This window comes from Bacillus cereus group sp. BfR-BA-01356 (assembly GCF_022663635.1).
GTDB classification, from domain to species: Bacteria; Bacillota; Bacilli; order Bacillales; family Bacillaceae_G; genus Bacillus_A; species Bacillus_A cereus.
The window spans coordinates 78,553-90,340 of record NZ_JAKUFX010000010.1 but is presented as its reverse complement, the minus strand read 5'-3'; the positions used below and the strand labels follow the sequence as shown (position 1 = coordinate 90,340).

The following is an 11,788-nucleotide window of genomic DNA, read 5'->3' as shown; positions in this document are numbered from 1 at the left end:
AAATGATTGTCCTTTTCTTGCCATAAAAAAATCCCCTCCAGATAAAACAGTATTGAGTCCATCATATCAGATGGACTCTTTTTTACTGTCTACCTATAGGGGATAATACCAAAGTTGGTCCTCTTTTTTAATGTAAATTCGTAATGTTTTGCAATTGCTCTTGCATTTCACGGAGCTGAACTTTTTCAGCAGTTGAAGAGTTTGCGTAAGCGGATTGCAAAGCATTTTTTACTCTATACACGAGATCTTGTTGCTCAGTACCGCTTGAACAAGATACGGCATTTTCAACAGCATCTCTAGCTTGTTGGAATAGTAAGTTCCCCATTTAAACCCCTCCAAAAGAAGAGTTACTTCTTGCTTTTTCTGTCTCAGCTAATGTACCTCTGTACGGGAATCTTGCATCATGCTTCATAACAGCATCGGCTCCTTGTTGGATAAAACGTTTTGATTTGTTCTTTTTACCCATTCGAAAAACCCCCTTTATTTAGCTGAAAACAACCGACGCGATGTCTCATGCGTCTACTTATAGTATGGACATTTGGCAGGAAACTATAAGTAGGGAATTTTTAGATTACAACCCAAGAACCTCTTCTAAATATAAAGCAATACCATCTTCTTCGTTCGTTAACGTCGTATGGTTTGCAAGTGATTTTAATTCAGGGATGGCATTTCCCATTGCGATACCGTGACCAGCAAATTCAATCATTTCAAAATCATTATCTTCATCACCGAAAGCGATAATGCGCTCTTGTGGAATGTTGTAATGACTAGAAATTTTTTGTAATCCAACTGCTTTATTTAACCCGCTTTTCACAATTTCAATAATCGGCCAAGGTGCGCCCCATTTTCTATGGTCGATTACTTCCGCATGCATATCCGTTAAATGTTGACGAATTGCAGTAGAATGCTCGTCATGTGCGTCAATTAATAAGCAAGTTGGATGATCGTTTAAAATATTTAATAAGTCTCCCGTAAAAATCTTAGGAGAGCCGAATTCGAAAATATGTTTTTTATCTTCATCAATTTCACGAACATACACATCGTCCATTACTTCCGCGTATATATTTTTTACGCCAAAATCAAAGCAAGCTCGGACAATTTCTTGCGCTGTTGCTAGCTCAAGAGGAGAGTGATGTGTTCCCCAGTTTGAATCAAGAGGATGATGTACGTAAGCGCCGTTAAAGTTTACGATCGGTGTGTTAAGATCAAGTTCTTTATAGTAATCATAACTAGCACGGAATGGACGTCCTGTTGAAATAACGACAATATGTCCCTGTTCCTTTGCTTTTGCAATTGTATGTTTCGTTCGAGTGGAAATTATTTTGTTGTCTGTTAATAAAGTGCCGTCTAAGTCTAATGCGATTAAATGTTGTTTGTTCATAATTTCACCTCTTATAATAATTTTTTTGTATCTATCTGTATTTCCGTTTTTAATATGCAGAAATAAGAGGTTAGACTCGGTGAAATCACCATAGATGGAAATTTCACTATATATCCATCTTACGTCTCAAAGTGCTGTGGTGTCTACTATTTATCGTTGGAAATTAAGAAAAGTCAACATCTTTTTAGAAAGTTCAAACAATGTTTCTTTCATTATGTACAAATTGTGAAAAGGGTTACATTGCTCGTGTGATGAGGCATATAATGAACATGTAATCTTCTCGTATATGTTTGACTCTCCTTTGAAACTAGCCTAGAGTAGGTTGGTTTCTTTTTTTTCTACAAGTAGGAAAGAAATCCCTGCTTACGCTTGTGTCATTCATATATATGTACAAGAATGAGATGTAGTACTGTTTCCTAAACATGACAGAAAAGCTTTCTTTTAAAATGGATATACTAATGAGGCAAGACGTCATGGAAGGAGAATGAAGATGGGACAAAATCGCAGGTTTCGTTCTGGACAAAAAGCGCCGAATGATGGCATTTACGTAGAAATTGGTGAAACGGGAAGTATGGTGAAAGATCCGCAAATGGTGAAATTAACTGCCGGTGAAAAGTTTCCGGATAACACGAATCATAACCGCCAGTGGACATATAAAAGAAAACCGTAACAGAAGCCGCAATCATTATTGCGGCTTTTTTGTCGTTACACATTGTAATTTCATTTACCGTATTTTTTAGCAGTATAATGAATGCTCTCTTTTTCTTTTTCAAATAATAAGTTTGAAAATACATAGGCAAAATTATTGTATAAAAAAGTCAGTTGGCGTATAATCAAATCAAAGGTCAAAGAAAGTCAAACTTTTGGAGGGCTGTAAAGATGGACTTAAATCAAATGACAACAAAAACACAAGAGGCGATTATGAGTGCCCAATCTTTAGCGGTATCTCATCATCACCAAGAGGTGGATACTGTTCATCTATTACTTGCATTATTAGAAGAGCAAGATGGATTAGCAGTACGTATATTTCAAAAAATGAATGTTGATATAGAAGCATTAAAGCAAGGTGCTGAAAGTTTAATTAAAAAGAAACCTTCTGTAACGGGGAGCGGTGCAGAAGTTGGAAAATTGTATGTAACGAGCGCTCTGCAACAACTTCTTGTAAGAGCAGGAAAAGAAGCAGAAAAACTGCAGGATGATTACATTTCAGTAGAACATGTATTGCTTGCTTTTTCTGAAGAAAAAGGCGATATAAATCAATTATTTACAAGATTGCATATTACGAAAGATAACTTATTACAGTCTTTAATGACAGTTCGGGGGAATCAAAGAGTGACGAGTCAAAATCCAGAAGCAACTTATGAAGCGTTAGAAAAATATGGTCGTGATTTAGTGGCGGAAGTGAGAGCAGGGAAAATTGATCCTGTAATCGGCCGTGATAGTGAAATACGACGTGTAATCCGTATTCTTTCACGTAAAACGAAAAACAATCCGGTTTTAATTGGGGAGCCAGGTGTTGGTAAAACAGCAATCGTTGAAGGGCTAGCACAGCGTATCGTGAAAAAGGATGTACCTGAAGGATTGAAAGATAGAACGATTTTTGCGTTAGATATGAGTGCACTCGTAGCTGGTGCGAAATTCCGTGGTGAGTTCGAAGAGCGTCTGCAAGCTGTATTAAATGAAATTAAAAAGAGTGAAGGACGCATTTTATTATTCATTGATGAACTTCATACAATAGTTGGAGCTGGTAAAACAGAGGGAGCCATGGATGCAGGAAATATGTTAAAACCGATGCTTGCGCGCGGTGAACTGCATTGTATCGGGGCGACGACGCTCGATGAATATCGCAAATATATTGAGAAAGATCCAGCGCTAGAAAGACGTTTCCAACAAGTATTAGCAGAAGAACCAACTGTTGAAGATACAATTTCCATTTTACGTGGATTAAAAGAACGCTTTGAAATTTATCACGGTGTAAATATTCATGACCGTGCGATTGTAGCAGCGTCAGTTTTATCAGATCGATATATTTCAGATCGCTTCTTACCTGATAAAGCAATTGACCTTGTTGATGAAGCGTGTGCAACAATTCGTACAGAAATTGATTCTATGCCAACAGAATTAGATGAAGTAACGCGCCGCATTATGCAGCTGGAAATTGAAGAAGCGGCTCTTGGGAAAGAAACGGATCGTGGTAGCCAAGAGCGTCTAAAAACATTGCAACGTGAATTATCGGATTTAAAAGAAGTTGCAAGTGGCATGAGAGCGAAATGGGAGAAAGAAAAAGAAGACATTCACAAAGTTCGTGACTTACGTGAACATTTAGAACGTTTGCGTCGTGAATTAGAAGAAGCAGAAGGCAATTACGATTTAAATAAAGCAGCCGAACTTCGTCACGGGAAAATTCCCGCAATTGAAAAAGAGTTAAAAGAAGCGGAAGAAATGGGCGCGCATAATAAACAAGAAAATCGTTTATTACGTGAGGAAGTAAGTGAAGAAGAAATTGCAGATATTGTTTCACGCTGGACTGGTATTCCTGTTGCGAAACTCGTGGAAGGTGAACGCGAGAAATTATTACGCTTAGAGCAAATCTTATCAGAGCGTGTCATCGGACAAGAGGAAGCAGTAAGCTTAGTGTCAGACGCAGTTCTTCGTGCTCGCGCTGGTATTAAAGATCCGAACCGCCCGATTGGTTCTTTCATCTTCTTAGGGCCAACAGGTGTTGGTAAAACAGAACTTGCAAAAACGTTAGCCCAGTCTTTATTCGATAGTGAAGAGCAAATGATTCGCATTGACATGTCTGAGTATATGGAAAAACACGCCGTGTCTCGCTTAATTGGTGCACCTCCTGGATATGTAGGATATGAAGAAGGCGGTCAATTAACAGAAGCGGTAAGACGTAAACCATATTCCGTTGTTTTATTAGATGAAATTGAAAAAGCACATCCAGAAGTATTCAACATTTTATTACAAATGTTAGATGATGGACGCATTACAGATTCGCAAGGTCGTACAGTGGACTTTAAAAATACAGTTATTATTATGACTTCAAATATTGGATCTGCTCATTTACTAGATGGATTAGAAGAAGATGGTTCGATTAAAGAGGAATCAAGAGACCTTGTAATGGGGCAATTAAGAGGACATTTCCGCCCTGAATTTTTAAACCGTGTGGATGAAATTATTTTATTCAAACCTCTTACAACGAATGAAATTAAAGGCATTGTTGATAAAATTGTAAAAGAACTACAAGGTCGTCTAGCTGACCGTCACATTACAGTAGAATTAACAGATGCAGCAAAAGAATTTGTTGTGGAAGCCGGTTTCGACCCAATGTACGGAGCTCGTCCATTAAAACGATACGTACAGCGTCAAGTGGAAACGAAATTAGCACGAGAATTAATTGCAGGAACAATTACTGATAATAGTCACGTAGTTGTTGATGTAGAAAATAACGAATTAGTCGTTCATGTGAAATAAAAATAAAAAAGAGTTCGGATAAAATCCGGACTCTTTTTTTAGTGTTGTTCTACTGGCTCGTTTGGAATTGCAGCTGAAATTGCTAGTACTAACACAGCAAGAACAACTGAGAAAATAGACGCTTGGTTAAAGTCGTATGTACCGCCAGTCATAGAGCCGATTACATAGCTCATCATATGTACAAGTAAGAACGACCAAATTAATGCCCAAATGAAACGCATATTTTACACCTCTATTCGTTCAATCTGTCCTTATTGTAACACAATTGAAAAAAGAATATAGAAAAATATTTGTAGATTTTTCAACGCAAATTTGCATTCCGTTCATACATTATAAAAGAGTACTTTTATATGTTTAGAAAATAAGGCGGGGGAAAAATGAGTATTACGGAACGTTTTTTTTACTTAGAAAAAGAACCATGTGTCATTTATTTACCGGAGAAGCCAAATGGATTTTCTGTTATGCTCCTCGGTGATTATAACTACTTTATTGAGAATGGTACAAGTTTATGGACACAACATGCGGGTAAATCTTATTTTTTACATGGTCTTATTGAACAAGGCTACACGGTCTTTTCCTCTAATTTATACGGAAGACATTGGGGAAACGATCAATCTGTTCGTCTGGCAAAACGTTTATATGATGTTGTTTTGAGAAAAGAGACGTTAAATGCGAAAATGCACATTATGGCAGATGGTATGGGAGCGCTTGTAGCACTTGAAATGATGAACAAATATCCTGAATGTATTCGTTCTGTTGTTATGCTAAATCCGTGTTTAGATTTACCGGAATATGTAAGTTTTGAGAAAGAGCATAAATTTTTTTACAAGAGACTCGTGAAGGAATTAAGTTTGGCGTATGATGCCAAAGAAGAAGAATTAGAATCAAAAATAAATAAGAAATCATTTACGCTTCTTCCATCTTGTGTACCTGTTAAAATTTTCGTATCAACACAAGAAAAAAGAGGAAGAAAACAGCAGTTGCGTAGATATGAGAAAATGAGGCAACTAAATCAATGTGATACTTCTGTCTTGTTCCATCTGCAAGATGTGAAATATAAAATGGTTAGGCAAACGACTGATTTCTTTAAAAAATATGAAGAAGAATTATGAAGCTCCCATATACATAAATGAGGAGCTATTTGTTTCAGAGGGAAAGGGTTGGTGGTATGGAACGCGTGCTGATAATAGGTGCACTTACGTTTGTAGGTTATCACCTTGTAAATAAAATGATTGCAGAAGAAGTGGAAGTCTATGGTCTTGATTTTGATGAATTCGATAGTATGACGAAAATTAATGAAGAGAAGTTATTATTAATTGGGCGAAATGCGTTATTTACGTATTATTCGATAAGAGATGAAGATGGATGGAGATCGGTTGAGGAAGAGAGATTCGATACTGTTTATTTTTGCTTATATGAGCCAAATCAGCAAAGTGGATTTCGGAATGAAAGAGTCATATTACAATATTTAAAGCGAATTATAAGAATGTGTGAAGAACAAAAAGTGAAGTTAAATTTAATTTCTTCTATTGAAGTAGGCAGTACAGATGAATCCGAAAATAAGCGCCTATTTTTGAAAGTAGAAGAAGGATTGAAAAAAGGGAATTTACAATATAGTGTATTTCGAGTTCCAACATTATATGGACCGTGGCAACCGTCCTTTATGATGTTTCATCAGCTGATTTTATCAGAATTAGGTGAAAAAGAGTGCCGTTGTACGATTGAGGAAAAGGGGAATGATTTACTTTACGTTGAAGATGTATGTGAATACTTATGGGAAAATGGAACGAACGGGGCGCAGCTTGGTATATACAATTTACTTAGTGGTAAACAGTCATTATGGGAAAAAGGTATGAATCTTTTACGCGCGGATGATAAAGTAAATAAAAATAATAACGAAGTAAGAGATGAGGCTATCGAGGTAATTTCAATAAAAAGAAATACTCCGTTAGAATACGGTTTAAATAAACAACTGGCACACATGAAAAAATATAAAGAGTTATACGAAGGGTAGTACGCGTGTTACACTATTGTATGTGAAAGTTTTAATGGAGAGGAAGAGCATAATATGAACGAAAAAAGCATGCAGTTTTTACAAATCGCAATGAAGCATTTACCGGAAGCAAAGGCAATTTTAGATGATAATGGAATTGCACTTGATATGGAGAAGGCACAGCCGGTGTTAGAGTTGTTAATGAAAGTTATGAACGAAGCTTATGAGCTTGGGAAAGCAGATAAAGAATAAAAAGAATAAAAAGAATAAAAAGCATCTTCTTAAGATGGAAGAGAGGCCCGAACCGTGGATAGAAGCGGTCAGGGCCTTTTTTATTCTCGCCTGGGGGGGAAAACCAGAGATATGAAGAGGATAAAGGAAAAGTAGTGAGGAGAACTCTCTAGTTTAGAAGGAAAGCAGATAAAGAATAAAAAGCATCTTTTTAAGATGGAAGAGAGGCCCGAACCGTGGATAGAAGCGGTTTGAGTCTTTTTATATTTTAGAGGTATGTTTCTGTTTCTTTTAATGAAAAATAACGTGAATAATGCGTTAGCTTTCTGTTTTATGCGAAATATATTCTAGACAAAAATACATTTATGTTTTAAAATTAGTACCAAGTCATAATATTTGATATAAAACGGAGGGCTGCGATGTGAACGTGGGCATTTTAGGGATCGGAAGATATGTGCCAGAAAAAGTAGTCACAAATCACGATTTAGAGAAAATAATGGAAACATCCGATGAATGGATTCGTACGAGAACGGGAATTGCAGAAAGACGCATTGCCGATGATACAATAGATACTTCATATATGGCCGTAGAGGCTTCTAAAAAAGCACTTGAAGATGCAGGAATTAGCGGAGAGGATATCGATCTTATTTTAGTAGCAACAGTAACACCAGATCGTGCTTTTCCAGCAGTTGCTTGTGTAATTCAAGAAGCAATAGGAGCGAAACATGCAGCTGCAATGGATTTAAGTGCAGCATGTGCCGGTTTTATGTACGGAATGATTACAGCGCAGCAATTTATTCAAACAGGAACGTATAAAAATGTATTAGTAGTTGGTAGTGATAAACTATCTAAAATTGTAGACTGGAACGATCGAAATACAGCAGTACTATTTGGAGACGGAGCCGGTGCTGTCGTAATGGGAGCTGTTTCAGAAGGTAAAGGCGTTCTATCTTTTGAATTAGGAGCAGACGGAAGTGGCGGCAAGCACCTTTATCAAGACGAGTATGTTATGATGAATGGCAGAGAAGTGTTTAAATTTGCCGTTCGTCAACTTGGTGATTCTTGTCTTCGCGTTTTAGATAAAGCTGGTCTTACGAAGGAAGATGTGGATTTCTTAGTACCGCATCAAGCAAACATTCGTATTATGGAATCTGCAAGAGAGAGGTTAAATTTACCACAAGAAAAAATGAGTATGACGATTGAGAAGTTCGGTAATACATCAGCTTCTTCCATTCCGATTGCAATGGTAGAGGAATTGCAAAACGGACGTATTCAAGACGGTGATTTAATTATACTTGTTGGTTTTGGCGGCGGATTAACATGGGGAGCAGTTGCTCTTCGTTGGGGTAAATAAGGACTGAGAGAAAAAAGGAGTGTATTTTGTATGGAAAAAAAGAGGGTCGTAATTACAGGACTAGGAGCTGTTACACCGGTCGGTACAGATGTTGAAACAGCGTGGGAAAACATTAAAAAGGGTGTATCTGGAATCGGGCGACTTACAAGAATTGATCCAGAACTATTTCCAGCAAAAGTAGCAGCGGAAATTAACGACTTTGAAGTCGAGAAATATATTGATAAAAAAGAAGCGCGCCGTATGGATCGCTTTACACAATATGCAGTAGCAGCAGCGAAAATGGCAGTTGCAGATGCAAAGCTTGAAATTACAGAAGAAAACGGACCTCGAATTGGTGTATGGATTGGATCTGGTATTGGCGGTATGGAAACATACGAAGAACAATTTAAGATTTTTACTGAGAAAGGCCCACGCCGCGTGAGCCCATTCTTCGTGCCGATGATGATTCCAGATATGGCAGCAGGTCAAGTATCAATCGCAACAGGAGCAAAAGGAATTAACACTTGTTCTGTAACGGCTTGTGCATCTGGTGCAAACTCAATTGGTGATGCATTTAAAGCAATTCAGCGTGGTGATGCTGATGCAATGATTACAGGCGGAGCAGAAGCGCCGCTAACAAGTATGGCATTCGCAGGATTTAGCTCAGCAAAAGCATTAACATTTAATGAAGACCCAGCAACGGCTTGCCGTCCATTTGATAAAAACCGTAGCGGTTTCGTAATGGGTGAAGGTTCAGGTATTCTAATTCTTGAAGAATTAGAGCATGCATTAGCACGCGGTGCTCACATTTACGCGGAAATTGCTGGTTATGGTGCAACTGGAGATGCATTCCATATTACAATGCCTGCTCCTGGTGGGGAAGGCGGAGTGCGTGCAATGCGTCAAGCTTTAGCTGATGCAGGCCTACAGCCAGAAGATATTGATTACATTAATGCGCACGGTACAAGTACGGATGCGAATGAAAAATATGAAACGATGGCAATTAAAGAAACTTTCGGCGAGCACGCGTATAAAGTAGCAATTAGCTCAACGAAATCAATGACAGGTCACTTATTAGGAGCAGCTGGTGCTGTTGAAGCGATTTTCTCTATTAAATCAATTACAGACGGAGTAATTCCTCCAACAATTAACTATGAGACACCAGATCCAGAATGTGACTTAGATTACGTACCAAATCAAGCGAGACACCAAGAAGTAAATGCAGTATTAAGTAACTCATTAGGATTCGGTGGTCATAACGCAGTGTTAGTATTTAAATCGTATAAATAATCGATGAAATAAGGAGTTTTTTCGCAATAGATTGCGAAAAAACTCCTTATTTATTTTTACGCCTTTTTCTCCTGTAGCATATACATAAGAAAAAGGAGGGATAAAGATGGGGATTGTTGAAACAGCTGAATGGCTACATTTATATTATGGACGGCCAGAAAAACTTTGTGAGAAATTTACGAAGTATATTCCGTTGCCAAAAGAAAGGTTGTATCGCTTTTTAATTTCAAAAGGGATGTATCGCCCGATCATGCGCGGAGAAAAGGAAATTAAAGAATTAGAGGAAAAGGAAATTTGGAAAGAATTGAGCCTGGAGTATGATAAACTGAAAAATTGGTTAAAAGGTCCAGATGTCCCTGTCTTTATTTTATTATCAGATTCCTATAATCGAACTGTACAAGAAGAGTATAACGGTAGGGCTGGATTATCTATGCGTCATGTTATTTTCTTATTCGTATGTGGGCGGAATTCGGTAGAAGAATTAAAAGTGTTATTGGCGCATGAATATCATCACATATGCAGGTTACATCAAATTGAGACGAAAGAAACAGAATATACATTACTTGATACGATGATTATGGAAGGGCTAGCGGAACAAGCAGTAACAGAAAGGTATACAGAAAAAAACAATGCACCGTGGACGGCGTATCTTTCAAAAGAAGAGGCTGTTTATTATTGGAAAAATGTTGTACATGAAAGAATAAGTATAAAACGAGGAACAAGGGAACATGACATCTTATTAAATGGCTTTCACTCTTATCCGAAGATGCTTGGCTATGCGCTTGGATTTCATATTGTCAAAGATTGTGTAACTTTGGAAGGAGAAGATACACTTTCTTTATTATCTATAGATGCAAAAGAAATATTGAATAAAGCAAGGACATTTCATATATAAAAAACAGGAGTTCTATTTCCTGTTTTTTTAGTATTAATAGAAGAAAAAATAATAATTAGAATATATTTCCTCAAGTGGAATAAAGTTAAGCAAAAATGAACATAATGATTGGTACAAACAGTAGTGAAGTGAGGGGTAGTGAATGTTATATCTACATGATGTATGGGTAAATTGGTTTGAAGGTGAAGAGAATGGGTATAACGTTTGTCATTTTTACGAATGGCGGAAAGATGATACGATTGAGCTATTAGATCAAGTGCCATTATTAAAAGTAGATGCCACATTATATCATTACATCGAGAACGAATTGTTAGAGCTTCCGCAAAAAATGCTGGAAGACGTACATCATAAGGCTTATATTCGTAAAAATCATGAACGTTTGCAGCAAGAGTATTGCTTTGTTGTTACAGATGGAAAAGGAATTATTGCGATTGACACAATTGGTTACAATGTACCAATTCGCAAAAGTAGACTTATACCACGCCAAGAGCAGATGGTATATGAGATGGTAGAAAACGTACAAGCAGAAAAGTATGAGTTCCAAGTAGAAGAAACAGAAAAAGAACATCATATTTTATCACCATCGCCTTTCATTATGAATGGCTTGACTCGTAAAGAAAGACAGCTAAAACAATTATTATTTATGGCGTTAGATCAATTACATACAACGAAAAACACAGCAGAAATTCGCTATTGGTTCACAGAGTGGGATCCATCAGCATATGGAATGGTTCAACATATGGAATTTGAAGATATTTGGGCTAAGCTGTATGATGAAGCGAAAACAGGCTGGTCTGATAAGCACGAACAATTATGCGAGCGTCTCGTAAAAGGACAGCCATTTTTTGAAAAGTTATGGGAAATGGAAAATGAGCAAAAGGTAAATTAAAAAACCGCCAATTGGCGGTTTTTTAATTTTGTAGTAATCTAGCTCCGGCAGCAAGAATGTTCGGTGGCTTCGCGCCTTCCTGCGAGGCAAAAAGCGCCTCTACGTCAGGAGCTCCATCCCCCTCACATTCTAAACGAGCCGCCTCCGCTTTTTGTAGAAATCCAGCTCCGGCAGCAAGCTCTTCGTGTCTAAGAACCTTTCGCATAAGAAGACAAAAAGCGTCTTCTATGCGAAAGGTTCTTAGACAGTCAGAGCTGAACGAGCTGCCTCCGCTTTATATGTAATCTAGCTCCGGC

Annotated in this window: 14 protein-coding genes; 9 read left to right on the top strand and 5 right to left on the bottom strand. The window is 37.6% G+C overall.

The window, feature by feature from the left end:
* Window positions 1-127: 127 nt before the first annotated feature.
* The 3 genes from MR168_RS06375 to MR168_RS06365 form a co-directional block, all read right to left on the bottom strand.
* Window positions 128-325 (bottom strand): DUF3813 domain-containing protein, encoded by a 198-nt coding sequence (locus MR168_RS06375; RefSeq protein WP_242291206.1) that lies wholly within the window; start codon window positions 323-325, stop codon window positions 128-130.
* On the bottom strand, window positions 326-466 hold the full coding sequence (locus MR168_RS06370; protein ID WP_086411869.1) for a competence protein: 141 nt from the start codon (window positions 464-466) through the stop codon (window positions 326-328).
* A gap of 105 nt (window positions 467-571) precedes the next feature.
* Entirely contained in the window at window positions 572-1,381 is an 810-nt protein-coding gene (locus MR168_RS06365; RefSeq protein WP_001041232.1) for a Cof-type HAD-IIB family hydrolase, read from the bottom strand.
* Between the two features lie 490 nt (window positions 1,382-1,871).
* On the opposite strand from MR168_RS06365, the gene MR168_RS06360 reads away from it, so the two are divergent.
* Window positions 1,872-2,051: a YjzC family protein gene (locus tag MR168_RS06360; protein WP_000531421.1), complete on the top strand. Its 180-nt coding sequence runs from the start codon at window positions 1,872-1,874 to the stop codon at window positions 2,049-2,051.
* Between the two features lie 209 nt (window positions 2,052-2,260).
* Entirely contained in the window at window positions 2,261-4,861 is a 2,601-nt protein-coding gene (gene clpB, locus MR168_RS06355) for an ATP-dependent chaperone ClpB (protein WP_000365401.1), read from the top strand.
* 38 nt (window positions 4,862-4,899) lie between these two features.
* Here clpB and MR168_RS06350 read toward each other — a convergent pair whose 3' ends face one another.
* Complete coding sequence (locus tag MR168_RS06350; RefSeq protein ID WP_001211116.1) at window positions 4,900-5,082, bottom strand: YjzD family protein; 183 nt, start codon at window positions 5,080-5,082, stop codon at window positions 4,900-4,902.
* Between the two features lie 156 nt (window positions 5,083-5,238).
* Between MR168_RS06350 and MR168_RS06345 the strand changes: the two genes are divergently transcribed.
* The 7 genes from MR168_RS06345 to MR168_RS06315 all read left to right on the top strand — a co-directional run bounded on the left by MR168_RS06345 (window position 5,239) and on the right by MR168_RS06315 (window position 11,492).
* Window positions 5,239-5,973 (top strand): lipase family protein, encoded by a 735-nt coding sequence (locus MR168_RS06345; protein WP_000028691.1) that lies wholly within the window; start codon window positions 5,239-5,241, stop codon window positions 5,971-5,973.
* 29 nt (window positions 5,974-6,002) lie between these two features.
* Window positions 6,003-6,875: an NAD-dependent epimerase/dehydratase family protein gene (locus MR168_RS06340; protein ID WP_006921015.1), complete on the top strand. Its 873-nt coding sequence runs from the start codon at window positions 6,003-6,005 to the stop codon at window positions 6,873-6,875.
* 54 nt (window positions 6,876-6,929) lie between these two features.
* Window positions 6,930-7,106: a ComZ family protein gene (locus MR168_RS06335; RefSeq protein WP_001986215.1), complete on the top strand. Its 177-nt coding sequence runs from the start codon at window positions 6,930-6,932 to the stop codon at window positions 7,104-7,106.
* 400 nt (window positions 7,107-7,506) lie between these two features.
* The gene (gene fabH, locus MR168_RS06330) at window positions 7,507-8,439 is read left to right on the top strand and encodes a beta-ketoacyl-ACP synthase III (protein WP_001100547.1); all 933 of its coding nucleotides are present in this window, start codon (window positions 7,507-7,509) and stop codon (window positions 8,437-8,439) included.
* Between the two features lie 30 nt (window positions 8,440-8,469).
* Window positions 8,470-9,708 carry a beta-ketoacyl-ACP synthase II gene (gene fabF / locus MR168_RS06325; RefSeq protein WP_000412656.1) on the top strand — a complete coding sequence of 413 codons (1,239 nt, stop codon included), beginning with the start codon at window positions 8,470-8,472 and terminating at the stop codon, window positions 9,706-9,708.
* A gap of 106 nt (window positions 9,709-9,814) precedes the next feature.
* Complete coding sequence (locus MR168_RS06320) at window positions 9,815-10,603, top strand: DUF2268 domain-containing putative Zn-dependent protease (protein ID WP_049108559.1); 789 nt, start codon at window positions 9,815-9,817, stop codon at window positions 10,601-10,603.
* A 142-nt stretch (window positions 10,604-10,745) separates the two neighbouring features.
* Window positions 10,746-11,492, top strand: a complete 747-nt coding sequence (locus MR168_RS06315) for a YjbA family protein (protein WP_000966127.1) — start codon at window positions 10,746-10,748, stop codon at window positions 11,490-11,492.
* A gap of 22 nt (window positions 11,493-11,514) precedes the next feature.
* Here MR168_RS06315 and MR168_RS06310 read toward each other — a convergent pair whose 3' ends face one another.
* The gene (locus MR168_RS06310) at window positions 11,515-11,697 is read right to left on the bottom strand and encodes a hypothetical protein (RefSeq protein ID WP_001233404.1); all 183 of its coding nucleotides are present in this window, start codon (window positions 11,695-11,697) and stop codon (window positions 11,515-11,517) included.
* Window positions 11,698-11,788 lie beyond the last annotated feature (91 nt).